Origin of the sequence: Comamonas odontotermitis, from assembly GCF_014207855.1 — a bacterium.
Lineage (GTDB): Bacteria > Pseudomonadota > Gammaproteobacteria > Burkholderiales > Burkholderiaceae_C > Comamonas > Comamonas odontotermitis_A.
The window spans coordinates 1-25,397 of sequence record NZ_JACHKZ010000007.1 but is presented as its reverse complement, the minus strand read 5'-3'; the positions used below and the strand labels follow the sequence as shown (position 1 = coordinate 25,397).

The 25,397-nt window shown below is 59.7% G+C and carries 20 protein-coding genes; 6 read left to right on the top strand and 14 right to left on the bottom strand.

Annotated elements, in window-relative coordinates; all coding sequences use genetic code 11:
- Nucleotides 1-88: 88 nt before the first annotated feature.
- From tal to HNP33_RS07370, 4 genes are all read right to left on the bottom strand, one after another.
- Nucleotides 89-1,036 (bottom strand): transaldolase, encoded by a 948-nt coding sequence (tal, locus tag HNP33_RS07385; protein ID WP_184706874.1) that lies wholly within the window; start codon nucleotides 1,034-1,036, stop codon nucleotides 89-91.
- A gap of 145 nt (nucleotides 1,037-1,181) precedes the next feature.
- Nucleotides 1,182-2,225 (bottom strand): ABC transporter ATP-binding protein, encoded by a 1,044-nt coding sequence (locus HNP33_RS07380; RefSeq protein WP_184706871.1) that lies wholly within the window; start codon nucleotides 2,223-2,225, stop codon nucleotides 1,182-1,184.
- 1 nt (nucleotide 2,226) lies between these two features.
- On the bottom strand, nucleotides 2,227-4,470 hold the full coding sequence (locus HNP33_RS07375; protein WP_184707157.1) for an ABC transporter permease: 2,244 nt from the start codon (nucleotides 4,468-4,470) through the stop codon (nucleotides 2,227-2,229).
- A gap of 57 nt (nucleotides 4,471-4,527) precedes the next feature.
- Complete coding sequence (locus tag HNP33_RS07370) at nucleotides 4,528-5,538, bottom strand: ABC transporter substrate-binding protein (protein ID WP_184706869.1); 1,011 nt, start codon at nucleotides 5,536-5,538, stop codon at nucleotides 4,528-4,530.
- A 165-nt stretch (nucleotides 5,539-5,703) separates the two neighbouring features.
- Here HNP33_RS07370 and zwf point away from each other — a divergent pair, with 165 nt between their 5' ends.
- Together zwf and HNP33_RS07360 are read left to right on the top strand one after the other, a co-directional pair.
- Entirely contained in the window at nucleotides 5,704-7,173 is a 1,470-nt protein-coding gene (gene zwf, locus HNP33_RS07365) for a glucose-6-phosphate dehydrogenase (protein ID WP_184706867.1), read from the top strand.
- Nucleotides 7,174-7,175: 2 nt separating this feature from the next.
- Complete coding sequence (locus tag HNP33_RS07360) at nucleotides 7,176-8,021, top strand: MurR/RpiR family transcriptional regulator (RefSeq protein ID WP_184706865.1); 846 nt, start codon at nucleotides 7,176-7,178, stop codon at nucleotides 8,019-8,021.
- 99 nt (nucleotides 8,022-8,120) lie between these two features.
- Here the strand turns inward: HNP33_RS07360 and HNP33_RS07355 are convergent, their stop codons facing one another.
- The 4 genes from HNP33_RS07355 to HNP33_RS07340 form a co-directional block, all read right to left on the bottom strand.
- Nucleotides 8,121-9,995 carry a bifunctional metallophosphatase/5'-nucleotidase gene (locus HNP33_RS07355; RefSeq protein WP_418903828.1) on the bottom strand — a complete coding sequence of 625 codons (1,875 nt, stop codon included), beginning with the start codon at nucleotides 9,993-9,995 and terminating at the stop codon, nucleotides 8,121-8,123.
- 224 nt (nucleotides 9,996-10,219) lie between these two features.
- Nucleotides 10,220-11,272 carry an ABC transporter ATP-binding protein gene (locus HNP33_RS07350; RefSeq protein WP_233464436.1) on the bottom strand — a complete coding sequence of 351 codons (1,053 nt, stop codon included), beginning with the start codon at nucleotides 11,270-11,272 and terminating at the stop codon, nucleotides 10,220-10,222.
- 14 nt (nucleotides 11,273-11,286) lie between these two features.
- Nucleotides 11,287-12,285 carry an ABC transporter ATP-binding protein gene (locus tag HNP33_RS07345; RefSeq protein WP_184706860.1) on the bottom strand — a complete coding sequence of 333 codons (999 nt, stop codon included), beginning with the start codon at nucleotides 12,283-12,285 and terminating at the stop codon, nucleotides 11,287-11,289.
- A 35-nt stretch (nucleotides 12,286-12,320) separates the two neighbouring features.
- A complete protein-coding gene (locus HNP33_RS07340) occupies nucleotides 12,321-13,232 on the bottom strand; it encodes an ABC transporter permease (RefSeq protein ID WP_184707152.1) in 912 nt (303 codons plus the stop codon).
- Between the two features lie 8 nt (nucleotides 13,233-13,240).
- Between HNP33_RS07340 and HNP33_RS07335 the strand changes: the two genes are divergently transcribed.
- Nucleotides 13,241-13,411: a hypothetical protein gene (locus tag HNP33_RS07335; protein ID WP_184706857.1), complete on the top strand. Its 171-nt coding sequence runs from the start codon at nucleotides 13,241-13,243 to the stop codon at nucleotides 13,409-13,411.
- 106 nt (nucleotides 13,412-13,517) lie between these two features.
- Here the strand turns inward: HNP33_RS07335 and HNP33_RS07330 are convergent, their stop codons facing one another.
- From HNP33_RS07330 to HNP33_RS07315, 4 genes are all read right to left on the bottom strand, one after another.
- Nucleotides 13,518-14,735 carry a M20 aminoacylase family protein gene (locus HNP33_RS07330; protein ID WP_184706855.1) on the bottom strand — a complete coding sequence of 406 codons (1,218 nt, stop codon included), beginning with the start codon at nucleotides 14,733-14,735 and terminating at the stop codon, nucleotides 13,518-13,520.
- A 1-nt stretch (nucleotide 14,736) separates the two neighbouring features.
- Nucleotides 14,737-15,717: an ABC transporter permease gene (locus HNP33_RS07325; RefSeq protein WP_184706854.1), complete on the bottom strand. Its 981-nt coding sequence runs from the start codon at nucleotides 15,715-15,717 to the stop codon at nucleotides 14,737-14,739.
- Between the two features lie 122 nt (nucleotides 15,718-15,839).
- Nucleotides 15,840-17,372, bottom strand: coding sequence for an ABC transporter substrate-binding protein (locus tag HNP33_RS07320; protein ID WP_233464435.1), 1,533 nt, complete (start codon nucleotides 17,370-17,372; stop codon nucleotides 15,840-15,842).
- 543 nt (nucleotides 17,373-17,915) lie between these two features.
- Complete coding sequence (locus tag HNP33_RS07315) at nucleotides 17,916-18,959, bottom strand: porin (RefSeq protein ID WP_184706850.1); 1,044 nt, start codon at nucleotides 18,957-18,959, stop codon at nucleotides 17,916-17,918.
- Between the two features lie 323 nt (nucleotides 18,960-19,282).
- Here HNP33_RS07315 and coq7 point away from each other — a divergent pair, with 323 nt between their 5' ends.
- Nucleotides 19,283-19,906 (top strand): 2-polyprenyl-3-methyl-6-methoxy-1,4-benzoquinone monooxygenase, encoded by a 624-nt coding sequence (gene coq7, locus HNP33_RS07310; protein ID WP_184706848.1) that lies wholly within the window; start codon nucleotides 19,283-19,285, stop codon nucleotides 19,904-19,906.
- Between the two features lie 189 nt (nucleotides 19,907-20,095).
- Here coq7 and HNP33_RS07305 read toward each other — a convergent pair whose 3' ends face one another.
- Nucleotides 20,096-20,545, bottom strand: a complete 450-nt coding sequence (locus HNP33_RS07305) for an OsmC family protein (protein ID WP_184706846.1) — start codon at nucleotides 20,543-20,545, stop codon at nucleotides 20,096-20,098.
- A gap of 554 nt (nucleotides 20,546-21,099) precedes the next feature.
- On the opposite strand from HNP33_RS07305, the gene ilvA reads away from it, so the two are divergent.
- Nucleotides 21,100-22,674: a threonine ammonia-lyase, biosynthetic gene (gene ilvA / locus HNP33_RS07300; protein WP_184706844.1), complete on the top strand. Its 1,575-nt coding sequence runs from the start codon at nucleotides 21,100-21,102 to the stop codon at nucleotides 22,672-22,674.
- 60 nt (nucleotides 22,675-22,734) lie between these two features.
- Nucleotides 22,735-23,547, top strand: coding sequence for an adenosylcobinamide-GDP ribazoletransferase (locus HNP33_RS07295; RefSeq protein ID WP_184706842.1), 813 nt, complete (start codon nucleotides 22,735-22,737; stop codon nucleotides 23,545-23,547).
- Between the two features lie 235 nt (nucleotides 23,548-23,782).
- On the opposite strand, the gene HNP33_RS07290 is transcribed toward HNP33_RS07295, so the two are convergent.
- A partial coding sequence (locus tag HNP33_RS07290) for a pilus assembly protein (protein ID WP_267906708.1) occupies nucleotides 23,783-25,397 on the bottom strand: 1,615 nt, incomplete at its 5' end.

Here is a 25,397-nt window from a genome sequence, read left to right as displayed (position 1 = left end):
CTGAAACGACCTGGCAAGCTGCAGCCCTTGCGGTCAGGTGCCGAGAAGCCAACCGCAGACAGCAACACTTGCCAAATGCAGTTCTCTATCAGGCCGCTTGCAGCAGCTTATCGAGCTTGATGGCATCGGCAACAAAGGCGCGAATACCCTCGGCCAACTTCTCGGTCGCCATCGCGTCTTCATTCAAGGCAAAGCGAAAACCCGCTTCGTCGTACTGCACCGGCTCCAGCTGCATGCGCTTGGCAGCATCGGCCGACAGCGCCTGCGCCACTGGCGCATTGGCAGCAGCCAACTGCGCCAGCAGGTCGGGCGATATGGTCAGCAGGTCGCAGCCCGCCAGCGCAATCACCTGGCCGATATTGCGAAAGCTCGCCCCCATCACCTCAGTGGCAATGCCAAAGTGCTTGTAGTAATTGAAGATGGCCCGCACCGATTGCACACCCGGATCGTTGGGGCCAGCCATGGCCGCCTCGTCCCAGTTGCTGCCCGCCTGCTTTTTGTACCAGTCATAGATGCGCCCGACAAAAGGCGAGATCAACTGCACCTTGGCCTGACCACAGGCAATGGCCTGGCATTGCGCGAACAGCAAGGTCAGGTTGGTGTGGATGCCCTGCTCCTCCAGGCGCTTGGCGGCCTGGATACCTTCCCAGGTCGATGCGACCTTGATCAGCACCCGGTCGATATGCACGCCTTCGGCTTGGTACAGCGCGATGATGCGCTGGGCACGCGCCACAGTGGCCTCGGTATCGAACGAGAGACGCGCATCGACTTCAGTCGACACCCGGCCAGGAATGATGGACAGGATCTCGGTGCCAAAGCGCACCAGCAGCCGATCCATGATTTCATCGATTGGCTTGCCGCGGAACTTCTGCACTGTTTCCGTCAGAAGCGGCGCATATTCGGGCTTTTGCACCGCCTTCAAGATCAGCGAAGGGTTCGTGGTGGCGTCCTGCGGCTGGAATTGCGCCAGTTGGTGAAAATCGCCGGTATCTGCCACCACCGTGGTCAGCGCTTTCAGTGCATCGAGTTGGTTCATGGTCGCTTGCTAAAAAAGAGAGCTGTCAGCGCCCATCCATATTGGATTTCAATGATTTTTATCAAAAAAATTCAATCAAGACGCGCGCCATCAGCTATGGTTTCTGCACTACTTCCGCTGCGGGCCAGAGGAATGCATGCATCGCTCACTTCGTTTGTACGACAGAAACGCCGTGCTGTCCCAAGCTTAACCCAACTTGCGCCCCGATCGGCAGCACCCGCCCCAGATCGGGTGAGACGACAAAAATCGCCCCCAGCGCCGTATCGAAAGTGTATTCGTAGCCGCTTCCGAGATAAGCGCGTTTGGCCAAGGTAGCGGCGATGCCTGTGCCCGCCGCTTCAATCTGCCATGCCTCGGGCCGCACGGCCACCTTTACATCGCCAGGCACCACCGGCTGGCGCGGCGCGAGCGCCAGAGGCCCCAGATGCACGCGGCCATCAGCCTGGGCCACGCCTGGAAACAGCATGGCTTCGCCCATGAACCCGGCTACAAACTCGGACTGCGGTGCCTCGTACAGATCCTGCGGCGTGCCGCGCTGCGCGATGCGGCCCACATCCATCACAATGATCTGGTCACTGACCGCCAGCGCCTCGCTCTGGTCATGCGTCACGTAGGCCACGGTCAGTTGCAGGCGTTGCTGCAGCGCGCGTATCTCCTCACGCATTTCGCGGCGCAGGCGCGCATCCAGATTGGACAGGGGCTCGTCAAACAGCAGCACCGCCGGCTCCAGCACCAAAGCCCGTGCCAGGGCTACGCGCTGCTGCTGGCCACCCGACAGTTCGCTGGGCAGCCTGTCATCGAACCGGTCCAGACCCACATTGCGCAGCGCTTCCACCGCGCGGCGCCTGCCCTCATCCTTGGCAACGCCAGACATGCGCAGGCCGTATTGCACGTTTTCCAGCACCGTCATGTGCGGAAAGAGCGCGTAGCTCTGGAACATCATGCTGACGTTGCGCTGTGCAGGGCCCAGCGTGGTCACATCCTGGCCGTCGATGAAGATGTGACCGCTGGTGGGCGATTCGAGCCCGGCGATCATCCGCAATGTCGTGGTCTTGCCGCAGCCCGAGGGGCCGAGGATGGTGGTCAGGCTCCCCCTGGGCACTTCAAAGCTGATGTCCTTCACTGCCAGCGGCGCATCGGCGCTGCTGCCATAACGTTTGGAGATATTTTCAAAAACAATACCGCTCATATCAATGCACTCCCTGCGTTCCTGCTGCAGCCTTGGCCTTGCGGCGGCCCAGCGAACGCTCTCCCACCAGCCACTGGATGGCCGCCGTTACCAACGACATCAGCACGATCAGCACCGTGCAGTAGGCCAACGCAATGCCATAGTCGCCATTGCCCACGCGGCCGATGATGTAGGTGGTTGCCAATTCGTTCTCAGCGGTGACCAGAAAGATCACCGCGCTCACCGTCGTGATCGCCCGCACAAAGCTGTAGACCAGCGCCGTCACCAGCGCGGGTTTGAGCAACGGCAGCACCACATGGCGCAAGGTCTGCACGCTGCCTGCGCGCAGCATCATCGAGGCTTCATCCAGCGATTTGTCCAATTGCTTGAACGCCGCAGTCCCCGCGCGCACGCCAACGGGCAGGTTGCGGAACATGAAGCACAGAATGATGATGAGCGAAGTGCCCGTCAGCTCAAACGGCGGCACATTGAAGGCCAGGATGTAGCTCACGCCCAGCACCGTGCCGGGGATGGCAAAGGCCAGCAGCGCCGAGAACTCGAACGCGCTCTGACCCTTGAACTCGGTGCGCGCCAGGAGCCACGCAATGAGCAGCCCAACCGTAGCGGTCATTGGCGCCGAAATGGCGGCCAGCTTGATGGTGGTGAAGAACGAGTTCCAGGCCGTGCCCGCCCACACAATGCCGAACTGCCCCCATTCCAGCGCAAAGGCCGAACGGAAATGGTTCAGGGTTGGCGTGTAATCGCGCCCCCAGGTCTGCACAAAGCCACCGGCAAATGCGAACACATACACCACCAGGGTAAACAGCATCCAGGGCACCGCAATGCCGTATACCGCACGGCGAACGCCAGTCGGCAGCGGCATGGGAATGCCCGCATCGCCCTTGCCCGATACCGTGGTGTAGCTCTTGCTGCCCAGCACCTTGCGCTGCAGCATGAAAACGCCCAGCGCAAACACCATCAAAATCCAGGCGAGCGACGCGGCACGCCCCTGGTCGTATTGCGCGCCGACAATGGAGAAGAAGATTTCGGTGGACAGCACCGCAAACTGCCCGCCCACCACAATGGGGTTGCCAAAATCAGCCATGCTTTCGATGAAGCCGACGAGGAACGCATTGGCAAGGCCCGGCTTAAGCAGCGGCAAGGTGATCGTCCAGAAAGTCTGCACCGGGCTGGCGCGCAGCGTTTGCGCAGCCTCTTCCATGCTGGGCGCCACGCCTTGCACCACGCTGCGCATGATCATGAAGGCAATCGGCGTGAACGCAAAGGTCTGCGACACCCACACACCAAACCAGCCATAGAACCAGCGCGTGGGCTCAACGCCGAACCAGGATTCAAGCGCCGCATTGACGATACCTGCACGGCCAAACAGCAGGATCAGGCCCAGACCCACGACAAACGGCGGCGTGATGATGGGCAGCAGCGCCAGCACATTCAGCGCCTTGCTGCCTTTGCGGCCCGAGCGTTCTGCCATCAGCGCCATCAAGGTACCCAGGAAGGTGGTGCTGGCAGCCGTCATCAGGCCGATGAACAAGGTGTTCCAGGCCACGCCGCAGCGCTTGCCATCGCTGATGCAGGCCAGGCCGAAATTGCGTTCATTGAAGACGCGGCCAATGATGGCAGTCCACTGCAATTGGTTGTCTTCGGTGAAGAACGCTCCTGCGAGCGCCTTGGTAACCGGGTAGACGATGAAAAGCGCCAGCAGACTTGCGCAGCCCACCACGGCTGCGGCCACGAACAGATCGCCCTTGAAGAACCCGCGCCGCGCCAGGCCAAAGGAAAACAACACCATCAGGCTGGTGAGCACCACAAACGCGCCCCAGCCAAAGCCGAACTGGCGCACATCCAGCTCGCCCCAGGCCTGGTTCATCCATTCGTACGACCAGCCACGCGCGCCAATGGAAAAGCCGCTGCCAAGCAGGACCAGCAAGCCCAGCGCACCGCCCAGCAGCAGAACCGCACCCTGGTTTTTGCCCGCAGGCATGCTGGCCGCCACTGCTGCCAGCACCAATCCGGCCACGCCACCCCACAGCCAACCCCTGCCCCATTGCAAGGCATGCATCAGACCATTGCCCGCCGATTCGTCGCTGAACACATCAGCGACCTTGGCAAGCCCGTTGGCGTCCTGAATGGCATACCACGGCAGCACCACATAGGCTGCCAGCCCTATCAACACCCAGGCCCAGAGCGCCTGATTGGCACCCTGGGCCTTGTGTGCAGGGCGTATTGCCGGTGATGGCACCGGCATTTTTGCTACTGCATTCATTGCTTTCTCCGCCCGGATGACGGGCGCTAAGACCTGTTTTTACTTGGAATCCTGAACTTCTTTTTCCCACTTCGAGATCAGGCGGCGGCGCTCGGCGCTGGCACCGTACTTGGCGTAGTCGTAGTTGATCAGCTTCATCTTGGCGGGATCCACGACACGCGGATCCTTGGGAACGTTCTTGTTGCTGGGCAGCTGGTACTGCTTGGCCGCCAGGCCGAATTGCTGGCCGCCCGGCGTCAGCGCCCATTCATAGAACGCCTTGGCGTTGGCGGTGCTGGGGCCATGTTTGACGATGCTCATCGACCCGATTTCCGCACCCGTTCCCTCGGCAGGCGTGTTGGCGTCAACTGGAAAACCATGTACGGCCTCGGTGGTCACATCGTGCACAAAGCTGATCGACACCATCGTCTCACCCCGCGCCACAGCCTTGACCGGAGCCGTGCCCGCCCGGGTGTAGGTGGAGATGTTCTTGTTGAGCGCGCGCAGGTAATCAAAGGCCTTGTCCTCGCCCATGATCTGCACCAAGGTGGCGATCACCGTATAGGCAGTGCCGCTGCTGGCGGGGTTGGCCATCTGCACCTCGCCCTTGTATTCGGGCTTGATCAGGTCGGCCCACGAGGCAGGCGCTGCCACCTTCTTCTTGGCCAACAGCTCTTTGTTGAAACCAAAGCCCAGGGGGCCCAGGTAAACGCCCACCGTACGGAACTTGGAATCCTCCGCCTGGCGAACTGCCCAGGGGTACAGCTCCTTGAGCAGCGGCGATTTGTATTCCAGTGTCAGCCCCATCTCGGCGGCCTGCAAATGTGTATCGCCCGTGCCGCCAAACCACAGATCGGTCTTGGGATTGGCCTTTTCGGCGTTGAGCTGCGCCAGCGCCTCGCCCGAACCCTTTTGCGTAATGTTGACCTTGACCCCTGTCGTCTTGGTGTAGACCGTGGCCATGGTATTGCACCATTCAGCCTGCACCGAGCAGATCACATTGACCTGCCCCTGGGCCTGCGCTCCCCATGCTGCGGCCACCAACGCGCCACCTACCAACCAACGATGCATAGTTTTCTCCTTGCCGGATAAATGTATTAATTGCTCGATTGTCGCCATCGATTATCGTCATCAAACTGACATATTTCAAAAAGCAACGCTTCATTCGCCTGAGGGCTTCCACGGATCAATGAAACTAAGTTACATTAATAACTGCCTTAATGTTCAGGAAGTTTCATGAGCTTTGATCTGGTTTTGTTTGGTGGCACCGGTGATCTGGCATGGCGGAAACTGCTGCCCGCACTGTTTCAATCCTTTCGACATGGCAGCTTGCCTGCAGGTGGCCGCATCATTGGCGTTGGCCGCAACGAGATGTCGGATGACGAGTACCGAGCGCTGATTGCCCAGCGCCTGGCCGAGGTGGAGGCCGACAAGCGCCCCAACAACGGTGAGTTTGCGCAGTTCGCACAGTTGCTGCATTACCAGCGCATGGACTTGTCGCACCCGGGCGACTACGCAGCGCTGCGCGACCTGCTGCTGCAGCGCAAGGCCGATACCGTAGTGATGTATCTGGCCACTGCGCCTTCACTGTTTTCCATCGTCGTCGAACAATTGGGAGCCTGCGGCCTGAACACGCCGCATACCCGTGTGGTACTGGAAAAGCCGCTGGGCCACGATCTGCCATCGAACATGGCCATCAACGCTGCCGTGCGGCAGGTGTTCGACGAGGCACAGATCTTTCGTATCGACCACTACCTGGGCAAGCCGTCGGTGCAGAACCTGCTGGCATTGCGCTTTGGCAACACGATTTTCGAGCCACTGTGGCGGCGCGAGAACATCGCCAGCATTGAGATCACCATGGCCGAACAACTGGGCGTGGAAAAGCGCGGCGAGTTCTACGACACCACCGGTGCATTGCGCGACATGGTGCAAAACCACGCGCTGCAACTGCTGTGCGCGATCGGCATGGAGCCGCCCATCAGCGCCGACGCCGATGCAATACGCAACGAAAAGCTCAAGGTACTGCAATCACTCAAGCGCTGGACGCCCGAGACGCTCAGCCGGGACGTGGTGCGCGGCCAATACGCGCCTGGCCAGATCAAGGGCCAGCCCGTACCCGGCTACCGCCAGGAAGCGGGCGTTGCCGCACAAAGCCAAACAGAAACCTTTGTGGCATTGCGCACCGAGATCAGCAACTGGCGCTGGGCAGGCGTGCCGTTCTTCATCCGTACCGGCAAGCGCCTGGCAGGCCGCGAGGCCTCCATCGTGGTGCATTTCCGCCAGGTTCCCCACGCCATCTACCGCACGCCCATGGGCGCGGCCAACCGCCTGGTCATCCATCTCCAGCCCAAAGATGGCCTGACCCTGCATCTGATGGCGGCAGCACAAAGCCAGGGCGATGCCGGCGGCGTGCAAACGCTCTCCCCCGCTGCACTCGACCTTGATTTTGACCAGCGCTTTGGCAGCGAGCGAGTCGGCGCCTACGAGCGCCTGCTGCTCGACGTGATCGCCGGGCGCCTGAACCTGTTTGTTCGCGCGGACGAGCAGGAAGCCGCCTGGCAATGGGTCGAGCCAATTCTGGAGAACTGGCAGCAGGCCAACGCCAACGGCGAGGGACCACGGCCTTACGCGGCGGGCAGTTGGGGCCCAGGCGCTGCCAGCGCATTGGTGGCACGTGATGGCCACAGCTGGATGGAGGAGCTTTAAAGATGCTGGATCGCATAACCGCCTCCCTGCCCTCGCTGGCCCCGGCCGAACAACGTGTGGCGCGCCTTGTGCTGGCAGACCCACGTGCCTTTGCATCGCTGCCGGTGCGCGAGCTGGCCGACCGCTCCCATGTCAGCAAGCCCACCGTGGTGCGCTTTTGCCGCAGCATGGGCTATGACGGGCTGGCAGACTTCAAGCTCAAGCTCGCGGGCAGCGTGAGCGAAGGCGTGCCTTTCATCCATCGCAGTGTGGATGCCGACGACAAGACCAGCGACGTGCTGGTGAAAGTGGTCGACAACTCGGTAGCCGCCTTTCTGGCCTACCGCAATGCCGCCAGCACCACAGCGCTGGAGGCTGCGGCCACGGCCATCATCGCAACCTGGCGGGCAGGCAAGCGCATCGAGTTCTATGGTGTGGGCAACTCCGGCATCGTGGCGCAGGACGGGCAGCACAAGTTCTTTCGCCTGGGCGTGACCAGCCTTGCCACCAGTGATGGCCATATGCAGGTGATGAGCGCCACCATGCTGGGCGCCGGAGACTGCGCCATCGTCATCTCCAACTCGGGCCGCACGCGCGATCTGATGGATGCCACGGACATTGCCAAGCGCAATGGCGCCACCACGATCGCCATTACCGCCAGTGGCTCGCCGCTGGCGCGTGCCGCAGACATTCACCTCGCCGCAGACCACCCTGAGGGCTATGACCGGTACAGCCCCATGGTTTCACGCCTGCTGCACCTGCTGATCATCGACGTGCTTGCCACCGGCGTGGCCTTGCGCATTGGTGAGCCACTGCAACCCGTGCTGCAGCAGATGAAGGACAACCTGCGTGCCAAGCGCTATACCTGATCCAGCACCTGGCTACAGCCAGCGCGACCCATCGCAAGGTCTGGCCGCAAGGAAAATGGGCAGCATCGGCTGCCCATTTTGCTGTGCGCTACCTGCGACTCAACGGCCACCGGAAAACGATTTGGTGCTGTACAGATCAGTGGGCAGACGCTTGAGCATCGGCAGGCCCGTCACGGCGTCCTTGGTCTGGGACTCGATGTAATTGAAGAACACGTCGGCATCGAGCACACCGATGTCCAGGCGACGCTCCACGGGCACCGATGCCAATGTCTTGTAGCCATCACCGCCATTGGCATTGAAGCTCAGTACAAAAAGCCGATAGGTCTTGCCCTGATCCAGCGCCCCCCACTGGCCGGTCGAGGCATCGCGCACCTCGATACCCGACACACGGCTGCCAAAGGCAGATGCGGCATTCACATCAAAACGCAGCCCACCCGTGTATGGATAAGGGCCGGTGGTGCCGCCTGCGCCATACACCGCGTCCAGCCCATCTTCCAGCATGTTCTTCACTTCTGCGCCGGTCACATTCAATCGGTACAGCATATTGCCAAAAGGCAGCACCTGGATGGCGTTGGCAGCGGTAACCTCCCCATTCAAGGGAATGCGCACCCCGCCGCCACTTTGCAGTGAGAGATCGGCACCGCCATAGTGGGCGTTGGCCACTTCCAGATACGCCTGGGCCACCAGTTGCTGGATATCTCCGCCACGCAGGCTAACACCGCCTTCGGCATTGCATGCTGCGCTGGAGCGGCTGTAGTCCATGGTGCCTTCACCACCGGGCACCCGGCGCGAGCACAGCTCCTGCGGGGCCACGGCTACCTTGGTGGTGTTGAAGCTGGCGACCTTGTCGGTGAAAGGTTGCAACACAGCCTGGGCCTTGGCAGACGGCACCGTCATCCGCAGAAAGCCCGCCGCATTGACACTGTTCACAATGGCACTGCGCTGCGCCTCCGTCACATCCTTGCCACCAATCTGGAACTTGTCGCCGATCAGCACATGGGGTGTTCCCTTGCACTCGCTCACTTCGCCATCTTTGTTGAAGCGTACCTTGAGCTCGCCCACCACCTGCGCGTATTCCCAGGCCTGCACGATGCACACGGGTTTGCCGTCCTTGTCGGTGGCACTGGTCGGGTAGGCGCCCGCGGGAGAGCCCACACCCATGGTCTTCATCGCCTCGGGCCCCAGCAGCGTGTGCGAATCACCGCCCACGATCACATCCACGCCACGCAGCTTGCGGGCCAGGTTCCGGTCATTGTCATAGCCGATGTGGCTGAGCAGGACGATGCGCTTGACCCCCTGGGCCTGCAGCTTGTCGATCTCGCGCTGCGCCGCCGTGGCCTCGTCTTCAAACATGGTGTCCTTGTCGGGGCTGGAGGAGGCCTTGGTCTTCTGGGCAATCGTCAGCCCCACGATGCCGATCTTGTTGCCGCCACGCTCCATCACGGTGGAGGGGCGCACCATGTTGGGCGCGCGGTTGGGATTCAATGCCGAATTGGCGCCGAACTGCACATTGGCGCTGAGCACGCTGGTGTTGCAGCTTCCGCTCCTGAGGCGGTCGAGAATGCCCTTGAGGCCGGTATCGCCCTTGTCGAATTCATGGTTACCCAGCGTGTAGGCATCAAAGCACACCGTATTGAGCATGGCCATGTCGGCCTCGCCATCCGCCCCCGCGCGGTTGAAGTACAGGGTGCCGGTGACCGCATCGCCTGCATGCAGCTTGAGTACGTTGCCCGATTGGGCAGCCAGCGCTTCGATGGCCGCCGTCACGCGCGGAAAACCCGCCGCGTTGACGGTGACTGCCGTCGTCTTGCCGTCGACTGGCAACTGCAAGGTGGCTGTCTTGCTGGCCAGCGTGGAATGGTGATCGTTGACATGCAGAATGGTCAGTGCATCGCCCTTCGCCTCATCGTCCGAGCCACCGCCTCCGCAAGCTACCAGCACGGCAGCAGACACGCCGCACGCCGCCCAAAACATCGCCCGACGCTTACCCTCTCGCACCCACACTGCTGCCATGCCCATCTCCGTTTCAAGAAAGGACTCCATGGTTTGGCAGTTTGATGACGCGCGTGTGAACCCCGCAAAGCGCAGGGAGTTCAAGCCGCCTCGCCATCCATTGCGCGGAACATCTTTACCCTTGGCAAGGCCTGGTCATAAAAAAACCGGCATGCAAGCTGCCGGCTTTTCAGGAGTGCGCCTGCTCAGGCAGCAATGACGGGAATGCGCTTTTCTTCAACCGCGTGGCACGCCACCTTCACCCCGTCGTCATCCAGCAGCTGGGGGCGCTCGTTGCGGCAGCGGTCATTGGCCAAAGGGCAACGTGGGTTGAAGGCGCAGCCGGTCGGAGGATTCAACGGATTGGGCACCTCGCCTTGCACAGGAGTACGCGCCTTTCCGGTATCGTGCATCTTGGGGATGGCATCGAGCAGCATGCGCGTGTAGGGGTGGCGCGGCTTGGCAAACAGGGTTTGCTTGTCGGCCAGCTCCACCAGACGGCCCAGATACATCACGCCAACCTGGTCACTCACATGCCGCACCACCGCCAGGTTGTGCGAGATGAACAGGTACGTGAGGCTGCGCTTTTTCTGCAGGTCCTTCATGATGTTGAGCACCTGCGCCTGCACCGATACGTCCAGTGCCGAGGTCGGCTCGTCGCAGACCAGGAACTCCGGCTCGGTTGCCAGGGCACGCGCAATCGAAATACGCTGGCGCTGCCCGCCCGAGAACTGGTGGGGGTACTTGAGCATGTCCATGGGGGCCAGACCCACCTGCACCAGCAACTCCGCCACGCGGGCCTTGAGCTGCTCGGTATTGGTGATCAGGCCATGTTCCTTGAGCGGCTCACCGATGATCTGCTCGACCGACCAGCGGGGGTTCAGACTGGCATACGGGTCTTGAAAGATCATCTGCACGCGCCGGCGCATGGCTCTCGCGTTCGGGTCCTTGAACGCTGCGTGCGCATCCTGTCCGTCAAAGGTGAAGGTGCCGCGTGTGGGGCCATACAGGCCGACCAGCAGGCGGGCCACCGTGCTTTTGCCGCAGCCCGATTCGCCCACCAAGGCGAGCGTCTTGCCTTTTTCGATATCGAAGCTCACCCCGTCCACCGCACGCAGCAGGCTGCGCGGCTTGCGCTCCAGCACACGATTGAGCCAAGGGGCCGACACATCAAAAGTCTTTGCCAGATCACGTGCCTGCACCAAGGGGCCACGCCCGGCCGAGCCTGCCGTCGTACCGGTTGCAGTGTTTTTTTCCATCGTCACCACCTCGCTCATACCGTTTCCTCAGTCACTGCCACGCCCGACCGATAGTCGGCTGCATGCAACCAGCACGCAGCCTGTGTCGCACCCGCCGCCATCAGGTCGGGGCGTTGTTCCATGCAACGGTCAAACACCTTGGTGCAGCGCGGGTTGAATGCACAGCCCTTGGGAATGGCGTTGAGGCGCGGCATGGCGCCATCGATCTGGTTCAGTCGCTCACGATCTGCCTCCATATCCGGGATCGAAGCCATCAGACCCCGCGTGTAGGGATGCGCCGGATGGTTGATGACCTCATGCACCGGGCCGATTTCTGCAACGCGGCCCGCATACATCACGGCCACGCGGTCACAGGTCTCGGCAATCACTCCCATGTCGTGGGTGATGAGCATGACGGCAGCACCGCGCGTGCGGCAGATGTTCTTGAGCAAAGTAATGATCTGCGCCTGGATCGATACATCGAGCGCTGTGGTGGGCTCGTCGGCCACAATCAGCTTGGGCTCGGCGGCCAGCGCGAGCGCAATCACCACGCGCTGGCGCATGCCGCCGGAGAACTGGTGCGGGTAGTGATCCACACGCTCCTCCGCCGCGGGAATGCCGGTGTCCTTGAGCAGCTGGATCGCACGCTCGCGCGCGTCCCGGTCCGACAGCTTGAGGTGGGTCTGGATGGTCTCGATCAACTGGCGACCCACTGTATAGAGCGGGTTTAGCGAGGTCAGCGGATCCTGAAAAATCGCGCCAATGCGGCGGCCACGGATATGGCGCATCTTCTCGGGCGGCAGATGGTCGATACGCTCACCCTCCAGCACAATCTCGCCCGAAGCCACATGGCCCGGCGGCTCCAGCAAGCCAATGATCGAGGCGCCCGTGAGCGACTTGCCTGCACCCGACTCGCCCACCACGCCCAGGATTTCTCCAGGAGCGATGGAGAACGAAATATTGTCCAGAGCCCGCAATACACCATGGCGATTGGGAAACTCGACCACCAGATTTTTAACTTCCAACAACGACATCGTGGTTCGTCCTTCTTCGTCTTGTGATTGCACCATTAGCGCAGGCGCGGGTTGAGCGCATCGCGCAGCCAGTCGCCCAGCAGGTTGACCGACAGAGCGATCAGCACCAGCATCAGGCCCGGGAAGATGGTGATCCACCATTCGCCAGAGAACAGGTAATCATTGCCCACACGGATCAGGGTGCCGAGCGACGGCGATGTAGGAGGCGCGCCCACGCCCAGGAACGAGAGCGTCGCTTCGGTGATGATGGCCGTAGCCACCTGGATCGTGGCCAGCACCATCACAGGGCCCAGCACGTTGGGCAGCACATGTTTGATCATGATGCGCAGGGGCGCCACGCCGGTCACCCTGGCAGCCTGCACGTATTCCTTGTTGCGCTCCACCATCGTGGAGCCGCGTACCGTGCGCGCATACTGCACCCAGCCCGTGAGCGAGATCGAGATAATCAGCACGCCGAAGGCCAGCGACTCATTGGCATTGGGAAACAGTGCACGGCCCACACCCGCAATCAGCAGGGCCACCAGAATGGCAGGGAATGACAGCATCACATCGCACAGGCGCATCAGCACCGAGTCGATCCAGCCCCCCTTGAAGCCAGCCAGCAGGCCCAGGGCCACACCGACGACAACCGACAGCGCCACCGATGCGAGGCCCACGATCAGCGAGATGCGCGCGCCATACATCAATGCGGAGAGGATGTCCCGCCCCTGGTCGTCGGTGCCCAGGATGTACTTCCAGCTTCCGTCCTCACTCCACACCGGTGGAATGCGGGCATCGCTAAGCTCCAGGGTCGTCAGGTCAAAAGGATTGTGCGGAGCCACCCAATTGGCAAAAATCGCACAGAACACGCAGATGGCAGCAATGATGGCTGCCACGATCGCCGTGGGCGATGTGCGAAAGCTGTAGCCCACATCGCTATCCAGCCAGCGTTTGATTCGGTTTTTCATCGTCATCAATGTCTCTCTCGTCTCTGGAGGTGCCGCCTGCCATGGCCCGACTGCACCGCACCACCACGGTTTATTTCTTTACCACCATCCACTTGAAAGGCATGAAGCCATCGGTCATCTCCAGCTCCATGTTCGTGCTCACTCCCCAGTGCATGAGCTGCTGGTACAGCGGCTGGTAACCAACGTCGCAGGCAACCGTCTTGTCGCCAAGGTCTTGTGCATTGCATCTTTCATCATCTACCCCTTGTGAATCCCGACTCGTGGCCGGCTCTCGTTGGACAAGTGTCAGACCGTAGCAAGCGGCATGCCGCGTTCCACAATGCCGGCATGCAGCGCGGCCCCAAGGGGCAGCACGTCGTCATTGAAGTCATAGCGGTTGTTATGCAATGGGATGATGTCGTCGCCAACTGCCTGGCCCAGGCGCAGATATGCACCAGGTTTGTGCTGCAGCATGAAGGAGAAATCCTCCGCGCCCATGCTGGGGTCCATGTTGCGCACGACCTGTGCCTCTCCAACCAGTTCGGCAGCCACATCGCCGGCAAACAAGGCTTCGTCAGGCGTATTGATGGTGGCGGGGTACGAACGTTCATACTGGAGCTGCGCCGTCACGCCAAAAGCCAGACCCACGGCCTGGCACAGCTCACCCAGACGGCGCTCTACCAGGCCCTGCACATCAGGATTGAAGGTGCGAACCGTCCCCACCAGGGTGGCAGAGCCTGGCGTAACGCTGAACGCCCCCAGGTCGCCCGATTGCACTGCGCAGATACTGACAACCGCCGCATCAATGGCACGCACGTTGCGCGACACGATGGACTGGATGGCGGTGATCAAGTGCGCAGAAGCCAGCACCACATCGTTGGTCTGGTAGGGGTGCGCGCCATGGCCCCCTTTGCCAGTCACATTGATCTGGATGCGGTCGGCCGCCGCCATCATTGCGCCGGGATTGATGCCAATCGTGCCCTGGCGCATGGCTGGCCAGTTGTGCATGGCATAGACCGATTCCACCGGGAATTGCTCAAACAGCCCATCCTGAATCATTTCGCGCGCACCAGCGTAGCCCTCTTCTCCTGGCTGAAAAATGAGTACAGCACTTCCATCGAAGTTGCGGGTTTCAGCCAGATAGCGCGCCGCGCCCACCAGCATGGCGGTGTGGCCGTCATGGCCGCAGGCATGCATCAGGCCTTGTTTGCCTGATTTCCAGCTGCAGTTGCCTTGCTCGGCAATGGGCAACGCGTCCATATCGGCACGCAGGCCGATCATGCGGCGGCTCGTGTGCTTCTTGCCGTGGATGACTCCCACCACGCCGGTCTTGCCGATCCCTTGGTGGATTTCGTCAACGCCGCACAGGCGCAGCGCCTCTGCCACGCGGGCTGCTGTGTATTTCTCTTCAAAGCCAAGTTCGGGGTTGGCGTGCAGATCACGGCGAAAGGCCGTGAGCTCCGGGTGGATCTGGGCGAGGTGCGAAAACGCACGCGAACTGGCACTGTATGGAAGACGCTGCATGTCAGTGTCCTCCCGATTTTTCGACGCGCAGGCGCGGATCCACCACGAAATACAGCAAATCAACAATCAGATTGATGACCACGAAGATCAGCGCGATCAGGCACAGGTACGCCGCCATCACCGGAATATCGGCAAACGTCACCGCCTGGATGAACAGCAATCCCATGCCTGGCCACTGGAACACGGTCTCCGTGATGATGGCAAACGCAATCAGGCCACCCAGTTGCAGGCCGGTAATGGTCATGACCGGCACCAGCGTGTTCTTGAGCGCATGGCCAAAGTAGATGGTGCGATTGGTCAGGCCGCGCGCCTTGGCAAACTTAATGTAATCGGTGCGCAGCACCTCCAGCATCTCGGCGCGCACCAGGCGCATGATCAAGGTGAGCTGGAAAATCGCCAGCGTAATGGCCGGCAGAACGATGTGGTGCCAACCCTTGGCGCTGAGCAGGCCCGTGCTCCAGAAGCCCAGCTGTGTGGTCGTGCCGCGGCCAAAGCTTGGAAACCAGCCCAGATGCACGGAAAAAATCAGGATCAGGAGAATACCGATCAGGAAGGTCGGCAGCGAGACGCCCAGCAAAGACAGCGTCATGAACATCTGGCTCATGAACGTGCCGCGCTTGAGCGCGGCGTACACCCCCATGGGCACACCAATGACCAACGCCAGCACGGCGGCGACCATGGCGAGCTCAAAGGTCGCCGGAAAGCGCTCCGCAATGAGCGATGACACCTTTGCACCCTGGCGGAGGCTGATGCCAAACTCCCCCTGGGCGGCATTGACCAGAAAATGCCAGAACTGCACGAAAAACGGCTGGTCCAAGCCAAGAGCCTTGCGCAATTCGGCAATCTGATCGGGAGTTGCGTCCTGCCCCAGCAGGAAGGTGACCGGATCACCCACATACTGGAACAGCATGAAAGAAATGAACGCCACGGCAACCATCACGATCACCGCCTGTATCAATCGGCGCAATATGAATGCAAACATAGCTGACTCTCTTCAATGGCAAATCAACGGTTTGCGCCCGTCCTGTTTGCCTAACCCGCTATCTCTTTGGGCTCTAATGGCCCGGTACCGCAAAGGATACCGGGCAAAGCCAAAGCTCTCTATCAGTTGATGGTCACCAGCTTGATGTCCACGCGGTTGTCCGCGCGGTGCACCATGTCGATGTTCTTCTTCATCGCCCACGGAATCACCTGGTCATACAGAGGCAGGTGCGATACCGTGTCGTTCGACAGCTGCAAGCCCTCGGTCAACATGCGCGTGCGCACCGGCTGGTCGGTTTCCGTCTTCACGCGGTCCACCAGATAGTCCATCCGCTCGTTGCTGTAACGGCCCACGTTGTAATTGCCATCCCCTCCCTTGCCAACGGTGCGTACCAGCGATTGCAGGCTGTAGAGCGAATCGAACGTCGGCACGCCCCAGCCCAGCATGTAGATGCTGGCTTCGTTACGCTGGATCATGGGGAAATAGGTAGCCATCGGCAAGGTACGCAGCTTGGCTTTAACGCCAACCTTGGCCCACATGGCCGTCACCGACTGGCAGATCGCCTCGTCGCTGATATAGCGGTTGTTGGGACAGGCAAAATCCACCTCGAAACCATTCGGATAGCCTGCCTCGGCCAGCAGCTTCCTGGAAACCTCCTGGTCATAGGGCAAGCGCTTTCCGACCGCTTCAGTCCAACCATTGACCTGGGGGGCCACCAAGGTGCCGGTAGGCTTGCCCAGCCCGCGCAGAATCGTCTTGGTGATGGCATTGATATCAATGGCCTGGTAAAGCGCCTGGCGAACTTTCTGGTCCTTGAGCGGGTTCTTGCCTTTGACGCTGGAGCCCGGCAGCTCATCACGGAACTGGTCCATGCCAAAGAAAATGGTGCGGTTTTCCAGGCCTTCGAGAATCTTCAGATCCGGGCTGGCGCGCAGGCGGTTCAGATCCTGTGGCGTAGGATCCAGCACCATGTCCACTTCACCAGAAAGCAACGCCGCCATGCGGGTGGCTGCCGATTTGATCGGGGTGTAGGTGATCGCCGTTACGTTGCCCGGCATATTGCCCCACCAGTTGGGGTTCTTCTTGAGCACCATCTTCACATCAGGTTGCCAGGACTCCAGGATGAAGGGGCCTGTCCCCATGGCATTTCGATGCGCAAAGTTCTCATCGGCCTTCTTGATATCCATCGGCTCAGCAGACTTGTTCTTTTCAGCCCAGGCCTTGCTCATCATCCGCAATTCGGTCAATTGACGCAGCAAAACCGGATTGGGATCGACCATGTAGATGTCAATGGTCGAATCATCGACCTTGACGACCTTCTCGATACCCTGCACAAAAGGGCCATAGTTGGACGTCTTGGCCATCGCGCGGGTGATGGAGAACACAGCATCATCGGCCGTAAAAGCCGATCCATCCTGGAATTTCACGCCCGTGCGCAGGTTGAACCGCATCTGCTTGGGGTTCACCTCTTTCCACGAAGTGGCCAACAGTGGCTCGGTCTGGAAGTTTTTACTGTTATAGGTAACCAGAGTTTCGTAGACGTAAGGGTGAATGGCGTTGTGCAGACCATTGTTTTGCGCGTGGATATCCCAACTGGCCACATCGGCCTGGCTGGCCCATTTGAAAGACTTGGCCTGGGCAACACCAGTTGCCATGGCGGCGGCGACCGCTATTGCAGCTAGAGCAAGAGAAGGCTGTTTCATAAGGTCTCGCAGAAAAAAGAGTTCCACTATGCCGCAAGGAACTCGCCTGCCCCATGGTGCTTCCCCCAAGGCTGAGATTCGTCAAATCTGTGAGTTTTCTGTTAAACGCCGCACAAGCCATCTCCACCTGACAGCACAAAGCCGCACACTCAACGAAACAGCTTATTTCATCAGGAAAAATACGATAGCAATTACTCACAAATAGAGTACATCGCAGCCTTTGTCATTCGGTATCGCAAGCCATGACGAATCCAAGCCCCAGATATTCCTCAATATCCTGCGAACACCCGCACAAAAGTCGACTATTTGTAGGACAAATTTCTACAGATTGACAACAAAATCAGACCGCCATCGTAGCCAAGCAGATGGGAACCAATCGCGCATCCGAGTGCGTACGTTCCCCAACCGGTAGCACAGTTGCGAGCCAAATAAAAAAGCCCGTCTTTCGACGGGCTTTTGACTTTTCAGATTGAAGCTGGGAAACCCAGCGTTCAATTAGAAAGCGTGACGGATACCAACGGTCAGAGCGTTTTGGTTCTTGCCGCCAGCTGGGGTAGCGATACCCAGGCCGTTAGCGCTAACGCTGAAGGTTTCAGACTTTTGGTTCTTCAGGAAAGCGTAGGTGCCGTACAGAGCGGTGCGCTTGGACAGGTTGTGCACATAGCCCAGCGACAGTTGGTGAGCCTTGCCGTCCACCGACTTCACGTCGTAGTAGTTGTAAGCAGCACGAACTTCGCCAGCAGCGCCCACAGGAGCGGTCACGCCCAGGGAAGCGGAGTTCATCTTCCACTTGTCGCCACCACCAACTGGGGTGTTACGTTGTTGACGAACCAGACCAGCCAGCTTCACAACGCCGAAGTTGTACGAAGCGCCCAGACCCAGGGATTGTTCCTTGTCGAAAGCAGCAGATGGGTCGTTTTGTTGTTCCAGACCCAGGCCAACGCTCAGAGGACCGTTGTCATAGCCAACGGAACCACCGATGTAACGGCCGAACGAGCTGTCGCCAGCGGTTTCACCGAAACCGTAGTTGATGCCAGCCTTGAAGCCAGACATGCCAGGGGTGTAGTACGAAACCATGTTCGACACGCGGAAAGGCGAACCGTTCACGCCGAAGCCGAAGTGTTGGCCGATACCAACTTGACCGAACACGTCGTATGCGCTCACGGTGTTGTAAGCAGCGGTCAGTTCACGACCCAGACGCACTTCACCGAAGTTGCCCATCAGGGACACGGTCGAACGACGCTTGAATTCGAAGCCAGGACCTGCAGCGCCGCCGCCAGCACCAGTGCCGGAATCATTCTGAATAGCGCCTTCCAGCCAGAAACCAGCCTTCAGACCACCACCCAGGTCTTCCACGCCGCGGAAGCCCAGACGGCTGGTAGCGTTACCAGAGTTGGTCAGACCGTACACGGAGTCGCCACCGCTGGTCTTAGCGTAGGTCACGCCAGCGTCAACGATACCGAACAGGGTCACGGAAGATTGAGCCATTGCGGCGCCGGAAGCGGCCAGCACTGCCAAGGCAACAAGAGATTTTTTCATTGCGAGTTACTCCAAGGTTTAACAGACGGCGCTGGTACGGGGGGGTTGATGTCAGCCTCACGGATCTGCACAACTTCTACCTGCTCCCGCGCCAACCTCCTAGTGTGGAAGTTATCTCTATTTCAACAGACCACAGTCGGTTGCGCAAACAAATTCCCCCACTTGGTCGACGAATCCGTGTAAATCGTTGCTTGTGTGCAACGTTTAACGAATGTCAGCAGCCGTTGCTTTTCTCAAAAAAATTTGCCGCAAAACAAGACCTTGCGTGTGCAATATGTCTACCGTTTGCAGCACCTCCATTGTAGTGGGTACCATTGGCACTTATGCAGCAAGACCGACTTCTTTGCGCCGCCGATACAGCGCTCCGTACCCTGTTTGCCACACCTCGCGCCAATCAGCCCTCCCCCGCCGCCGGCATAGAGGAAGCTGATCTGAGTGCCGCAGAGAAAAAACTCTCTGGCGCCTATATGCGTGTCAATCATGTGGGGGAGGTCTGCGCGCAGGCTCTCTATACCGCCCAGGCCATGGTGACCAAGGACGAGCGCCTGCGTGAACACCTGCTGGAGGCTGCGCAAGAAGAAATGGACCACTTGGCCTGGACCCACCAACGCCTGCAGGCCCTGGGGGAGCGCCCCAGCCTGCTGAATCCGTTGTGGTTCGCAGGAGCCTTTCTGATTGGAACCGTCGCTGCCAAAGTGAGTGACCGCGCCAGCCTCGGTTTTGTGGAAGAGACCGAAAACCAGGTGTCCGCTCACTTACAGTCTCACCTGGATCGCCTTCCGCCCCAGGATGCTGCATCGCTGGCCGTGGTGGCACAGATGAAAGATGACGAAGAGCGCCACGCGGCGGCGGCCGTGGATGCTGGAGCGATACCTGTGCCCCCACCCGCCAAGGCCCTGATGCGTGTAGCCGCCAAGGTGATGACAACCACCGCGCACTATATTTAGTAGTGTCTATGTATCCAACGCGGCGTTGCCAGTGGCATGGAGGGGTGCTCCTGTAGCGATGCTCTGATCAATAGGCAGGCTGGACCGAGAATGAAATGGAGTTGCCAGGCGGCACACCCGGCAACTCTGTAATTTTTGATAGCAGTCTGCGCTTTCCAGTCAAGCGCCGGAGGCCTTTTCCCAGTCTGATCAGGCTTCCACCAGATCAAAGCCGGTGGTGATCTGGGCTGTCTTGCCGAGCATGATACTGGCCGAGCAGTATTTTTCGTGGCTCATCGCAATGGCGCGCTCGACAGCGGCCGGGGGGATTCCCTTGCCCGTCACAGTGAATTGCATGTGGATCTTGGTAAACACCTTGGGCTCGGTGTCTGCGCGCTCTGCCTTGAGAGCCACGGTGCAGTTTTTCACATCGTGTCGGCCCCGCTTCAAAATAAGGACCACATCGTAGGCAGTGCAACCGCCAGTGCCAGCAAGCAACAGTTCCATGGGCCGCGCCGCCAGATTTTGGCCGCCATTGGCAGGATTGCTTGGATCTGGCGCGCCATCCATCGCCACCACATGGCCGCTACCGGTTTCAGCGACAAAACCCATTCCCGATCGCGCACCGCTTGCGCCTGTCCAGGTCACCGTGCATTCCATTGCATCTCTCCAAAATTCAATACCTGCCAGTTTGGCAGAAGTAGCGTTGGCCGCGCCATCCGTAGATGGCTATAGCCATGATTGTGAAAAAACATGAGCGCCGCACAGATTTTTGCTGCATTGCAGCAGAATCATCGCTATACTTGGCTCATTTGCTCTTCGCAGCTCTCGCCTGCAAGGGCTGACGAATGTAGCACGCTGGTTGTCTCCTCCACCTCTCAATGGTGGTTTCAAGCCCCTGATTCACATCAGGGGCTTTTTTTATTCCGAGGGCTTGGGTGCTTTGCACAGCCAACTCGTCGCAACCAGCTACTGTTCCGCCGCAGGGCAACCGAACAACGCGAGCGGCAGCAAATCCGCAGTCATACCGCGGTGCAACGCGCCAGCGGTTATAGTGCAGCGATCCCTATTGGTTCACCGACGCCCGCCGGCACTCTTCAGGCAGCCACAAGCAATGCCTCAGACCGGCGCATCGGCAGGCGCCATTTGTCTGCGCCCATCCAATCTGTGTGCCTGTCTACCCTGTTGCCCATTTTCCCAAGCGTGCATTTCCTATGCCCACCAAGACTGCTGCCGCGCTGACACCGGCCGATTACCTGAAGAAAATCCTGACCGCGCGCGTCTATGACGTCGCAGTGGAATCCGATCTCGACCCCGCCAAGAACCTGAGCCGCCGATTGCACAACAAGGTGCTCTTGAAGCGAGAAGACCAACAGCCAGTGTTCAGCTTCAAGCTGCGCGGTGCCTATAACAAGATGGCTCAGCTCTCTGCCGAGCAGCTCAAGGCCGGAGTGATCTGCGCATCGGCAGGCAACCATGCCCAGGGCGTTGCGCTGTCTGCCAGTCGCCTGGGCGTACGCGCAGTGATCGTGATGCCTGCAACCACTCCTCAGATCAAGGTGGATGCCGTCAAGAGCATGGGCGGCGAGGCCGTACTGGCGGGCGAGAGCTTTTCCGACGCCTATGAACACGCCCTCAAGCTGCAAAAAGAGCAGGGTCTGACGTTCGTTCACCCGTTTGACGACCCCGATGTCATCGCCGGGCAAGGCACGATTGCGATGGAGATCATGCGCCAGGTGCAAAAAATTGGCTCTTCACAGCTCAATGCCGTGTTTGTTCCGATTGGCGGAGGCGGTCTCATTGCCGGCGTTGCCAATTACATCAAGGCCGTGCGCCCCGAGATCCGGGTCATCGGCGTGCAGATGAACGATTCCGACGCCATGGTGCAGTCAGCCCGTGAAGGCAAGCGTATCGCGCTGTCCGATGTGGGCCTGTTCGCCGACGGCACTGCTGTCAAGCTGGTGGGCGAAGAGACGTTCCGCGTTGCCTCAAGCCTGGTTGACGAATACATCACCGTGGACACCGACGCTGTCTGTGCCGCCATCAAGGACATTTTTGCCGACACCCGCTCGGTGGTGGAGCCTTCTGGCGCCATGGCGGTAGCGGCCATCAAACAGTATGTGGCCAAGCACAAGACCAAGGGCGAAACCTATGCCGCGATCCTGAGCGGCGCCAACATGAATTTTGACCGCCTGCGCTTCGTGGCCGAGCGCGCCGATGTGGGCGAGGAAAAGGAGGCGCTGCTGGCCGTCACCATTCCCGAGGAGCGCGGCAGCTTCAAGCATTTCTGCGAAGTGGTGGGTAACCTGCCCGGCGGCGCGCGCAGCGTCACCGAATTCAACTACCGAATCAGCGATGATCGCCGCGCCCATGTGTTCGTCGGCATATCGACCAACAGCAAGGGAGAATCGGAAAAGATCACCCGTAATTTTCAGAAAAATGGCTTCGAAGCGCTGGATCTGACTTTTGACGAGCTGGCCAAGGAGCATGTGCGCCATATGGTGGGAGGGCATTCGGCGCTCGCCAAGGACGAGCGCCTGCTGCGCTTCATCTTTCCTGAGCGGCCTGGCGCGTTGTTCAAGTTTCTGAGTCTGATGGCACCCAACTGGAATATCTCCCTGTTCCACTATCGCAACCAGGGTGCAGACTATGGCCGCATTCTGGTGGGTATGCAGGTGCCGAAGGGTGACTCCAAAGCATTCGAGAAGTTCTTGAACAACCTGGGCTACCCCTGGGTGGAAGAGACGAACAACCCGGCCTACCAGCTGTTCCTGAGGGCTTCGTCATAAAAATAGACCTCCAGCGTACAGCCATAGACCACTAGATGCTATTTTTTGCATAGCAGCACCATGCAAGCCCTTCGCCACTTTTTGCTGGCCGTACAGTTCTTCACCCGTATCCCCATCACGGGCCGCCTGGCGGACTGGGTGGGCTACAGCCCCGAGATGCTGCGCGCCAGTGCGGGGCACTTTCCTGGGGTAGGCTGGATCGTGGGCCTCGTTGCTGCAGGCACCTTGGCAGCATTTGACTGGCTGCTGCCCACCGGCAACACCTATGCCCCCCTCGGGTCCGCCATCTTCAGCACCCTGGCCTCCGTGCTGTTGACCGGTTGCTTTCATGAAGATGGTCTGACCGATGTGGTGGATGGCCTTGGCGGCAGCCACGACCGCGAGCGTGCCCTGGACATCATGAAAGACTCGCGTATCGGGGCCTATGGCGCCATGGCCATGCTGCTGGCCGTGCTGAGCAAAGTGGCACTGCTGGCCTTGCTGACCAGCCACAGCCTGGGCCTGGCACTGGCCGCGCTCATCGGCGCCCACGTCATTGCACGGTTGTGGCCCATGTTCGTGGTTCGCAGCCTGCCGCATGTCGGCGACACCGCCAAATCCAAAAGCAAGCCGCTGGCCGAATTCATCACCCGCAAGGGCCTGGTGAGCTGCATGCTGTGGGCTCTGCCTGCAACCGTGCTGGTTGCCTGGTGGCAAGGCCTGCCCGCCCTGGTGTGCGCTTTGGCCTTGAGCGCTGCGGCGGCACTATGGATGCGCCAATGGTTTTACCGCCGCCTGCAAGGCTTTACAGGCGACGGGCTGGGAGCCATCGAGCAGGTGAGCGAAATTGGTTTCTATCTTGGGGTAGCGTTCTCGATTCGTCTGTCTTTCTAGGGTGCATCTGCGAAAGCCTCACCAGTGGGATGGACGAGCGGCGGGATGCGCCACAAGGCCTCTGCAATAGCCATAGCTATTGACGAAGAAGACAACGCCGTAGATCGCGCCAGATCGCCTTGAGACCATGGCGGGGAGTTTTCCAGAGGCCCCCTGACACGAATCCCCGCGCTCATGACAAAGGCCAAGCGGCAATGCGCTTGGCCTTTCGTTTCATGGAGCAAATTGCTTACCGTCAATCTACCGGACTCACCTCACGCCAGTTGATCAGTTTTACCGCACTGACAGTAGCGGACTTGAGCTTGAGTTGAACCACATTGCCTGCAGCGTCTCCGGCCAGCCCGGTGGTCTCGCCATCTTTGCTGATGACCGTATTGTCCGTTGGAATGGCGCTGAGGCTCAAACTCTCCACCACGTTATTGGGATTGTTAGGATCTTGCAGTACCGAGCTGCCATTTGAAAAGTCCACCCCATATGCCCTGCCTGAGCCTGATGGGCTACAGCCGTCGCCACCATTGGTCAGGGTGGATGTAAACACCGCAATGCCATTGGCCGCAGCAGCAGTCAGCAGAGTACGCCAGGCAGTGCCGTCGGTGGTTCCCAGGTTGTAGAACCAGCCCCGCGCGGTGGTCGGCATGGTTGCAACAGGAGAGGTCAGCGAGGTGCGTTCAACCAGATCGCTGCGATGCAAGGTCGAGGTCACAGTGGTATTGAATTTTTTACCATCGCCATCGGTCACTGCATAGAAGCTTTGAACCTGCGACATTGCCATATCCGAACCATCGAGCAATTTTCCGGTACCGAACAACACCACGCGCTCCAGTGTCCTGGGGTGAACCTCTGGGATGGGAGCTACCGTGATGGGCTGAGCGCCACCGCTTGGCGAAGCGGTCTGAAACAGCAGTTGGGGCGCTGGATACGTGCTTGAGCCCGAAGCAGTCAAATCAAAGCGCCAGAGTTGGCCATTCAAATCACCGGCATAAACAGTATCCGCTGTTCCGTCCGTATAGGCACCGATGAACGCAGAAGCCTGGGCCATGCCAGGCGCCGCAGCACCTGTACTGATAGTGTCCAGCAGCGCACCAGTTGCCGGATTCACCAGAAACAGATAGCCGTTCCCGTCGTCATTGTTGTAGCCAGAGGTCAAGATCAACGTCCAGCCGTACTTTGCGGTCTTGACCATCACAGGCGCACCATAGCTATAGCCCATGTGTTCAAACCCCGGCGTGGTATTGCTGATTTCCCACAGCACCTTGCCGGCGGCGCTTGCCTCTGTGGTGAAATCTCCAGGGTTGGTGATATCAATCGCGTAAAAGCCTTTTCCACCTTTGCCAAGGCCACCCACTGCCAATGTTTTCCAGGTAGGTGCAATCAACGTGCTGCCTTGCGTCTTCTGAAAATCCACATCGAACACCTGGGGGGTTGCATCGACATAAAACCGGTGCTCATAGTTCGGATTACCGATAGCCGCCAGGCCATTGATATTGGCATCAGCTGCGCTCGTACCGCCTGGCCCATAAAAGGTCAGACCGGGAATATAGGCGAACACCTCTTTACCTGCATCTGCGCCAGTGGCACTGCCATTCAAGACATGCAGCATGCCGTCATTGGCACCAAACAATACCAAAGGCGTGCGCGATGCGTTGGCTGTCTTGAATGCCGCATAGCCTGGATTGCTTGCATCCAGATACTGCATTTTGGGTGCTGCGGACAAGGTAATTTTCGAATCCACGATATCGCCCAATGGCGCAGTACGGCTTTGTTGCACAAATCCGGGCCGCAGCGGTAGTAGGCTCGGATGATGAGTGAGACGAACTGGGGTCGGCGCAAGTACCGCACCACAAACTGGA

Bases quoted from the DNA above. Each gene is read 5' to 3' on its own strand.
- HNP33_RS07350 (WP_233464436.1), bottom strand. From the start codon at position 11,272: ATGGAAAAAAACACTGCAACCGGTACGACGGCAGGCTCGGCCGGGCGT.
- HNP33_RS07340 (WP_184707152.1), bottom strand. From the start codon at position 13,232: ATGAAAAACCGAATCAAACGCTGGCTGGATAGCGATGTGGGCTACAGC.
- HNP33_RS07315 (WP_184706850.1), bottom strand. From the start codon at position 18,959: ATGAAAAAATCTCTTGTTGCCTTGGCAGTGCTGGCCGCTTCCGGCGCC.
- HNP33_RS07335 (WP_184706857.1), top strand. From the start codon at position 13,241: ATGTCTCTCTCGTCTCTGGAGGTGCCGCCTGCCATGGCCCGACTGCAC.
- HNP33_RS07355 (WP_418903828.1), bottom strand. From the start codon at position 9,995: ATGTTTTGGGCGGCGTGCGGCGTGTCTGCTGCCGTGCTGGTAGCTTGC.
- tal (WP_184706874.1), bottom strand. From the start codon at position 1,036: ATGAACCAACTCGATGCACTGAAAGCGCTGACCACGGTGGTGGCAGAT.
- HNP33_RS07345 (WP_184706860.1), bottom strand. From the start codon at position 12,285: ATGTCGTTGTTGGAAGTTAAAAATCTGGTGGTCGAGTTTCCCAATCGC.
- HNP33_RS07375 (WP_184707157.1), bottom strand. From the start codon at position 4,470: ATGCCGGTGCCATCACCGGCAATACGCCCTGCACACAAGGCCCAGGGT.
- coq7 (WP_184706848.1), top strand. From the start codon at position 19,283: ATGCAGCAAGACCGACTTCTTTGCGCCGCCGATACAGCGCTCCGTACC.
- HNP33_RS07295 (WP_184706842.1), top strand. From the start codon at position 22,735: ATGCAAGCCCTTCGCCACTTTTTGCTGGCCGTACAGTTCTTCACCCGT.
- HNP33_RS07305 (WP_184706846.1), bottom strand. From the start codon at position 20,545: ATGGAATGCACGGTGACCTGGACAGGCGCAAGCGGTGCGCGATCGGGA.
- HNP33_RS07380 (WP_184706871.1), bottom strand. From the start codon at position 2,225: ATGAGCGGTATTGTTTTTGAAAATATCTCCAAACGTTATGGCAGCAGC.
- HNP33_RS07360 (WP_184706865.1), top strand. From the start codon at position 7,176: ATGCTGGATCGCATAACCGCCTCCCTGCCCTCGCTGGCCCCGGCCGAA.
- HNP33_RS07330 (WP_184706855.1), bottom strand. From the start codon at position 14,735: ATGCAGCGTCTTCCATACAGTGCCAGTTCGCGTGCGTTTTCGCACCTC.
- HNP33_RS07370 (WP_184706869.1), bottom strand. From the start codon at position 5,538: ATGCATCGTTGGTTGGTAGGTGGCGCGTTGGTGGCCGCAGCATGGGGA.
- HNP33_RS07320 (WP_233464435.1), bottom strand. From the start codon at position 17,372: ATGGCAACTGGTGTTGCCCAGGCCAAGTCTTTCAAATGGGCCAGCCAG.
- HNP33_RS07325 (WP_184706854.1), bottom strand. From the start codon at position 15,717: ATGTTTGCATTCATATTGCGCCGATTGATACAGGCGGTGATCGTGATG.
- zwf (WP_184706867.1), top strand. From the start codon at position 5,704: ATGAGCTTTGATCTGGTTTTGTTTGGTGGCACCGGTGATCTGGCATGG.
- ilvA (WP_184706844.1), top strand. From the start codon at position 21,100: ATGCCCACCAAGACTGCTGCCGCGCTGACACCGGCCGATTACCTGAAG.